The 481-nt window shown below is 44.9% G+C and carries 1 protein-coding gene; it reads left to right on the top strand.

Going from position 1 to position 481, the window contains the following annotated elements; all coding sequences use genetic code 11:
* Nucleotides 1–284, top strand: a 284-nt coding sequence (locus A3761_RS27080; protein WP_197472857.1) for a hypothetical protein, incomplete at its 5' end; no start/stop codon positions are given.
* Nucleotides 285–481 lie beyond the last annotated feature (197 nt).

Here is a 481-nt window from a genome sequence, read left to right as displayed (position 1 = left end):
TGAAAGGTATCCCCGGCTCAAGCCAGTTAAGCTTCTCTCCTGAAAAGCTTGTTAGTACTGCTGAAGAAGGACGTTTCAGTATTTTGATTCGCGGTGAAGGCGTCCATATGTTTACGGATTTTGACAGCTTTATTGGCTCGGCAAGTGAGTATCTACAAAATGGCCTTGCAGTGCATCAGTTAACTGCAACGGGGCAGTATACCGACAGCCTTAAGTCACTAGACGTAAATTATGTGACGCTACGTTTAAGCGAACCGCAGGACCTAGAGCAAGATCAGGAATAGAAAGAATTGGACTACACGACCATTCGTGTAGTCCAATAAACTAAAATCACTGTTTCGGGAAGCAAAGACAGAATGGGCAAACTGTGCAGGAAATAGAGCACTTTTTGAAAGAAGTCGAGCAACGGGCATTCCGTATGACCCAATTTGCTACGCGAAACGAAGCTGATGCGCTAGATATCGTACAAGAAGCGATGATC

The sequence above is a fragment of the Oleiphilus sp. HI0123 genome (genome assembly GCF_001635315.1).
Note: the sequence above shows the minus strand (reverse complement) of the source record. Positions and strands in the feature narration are given on the sequence as shown.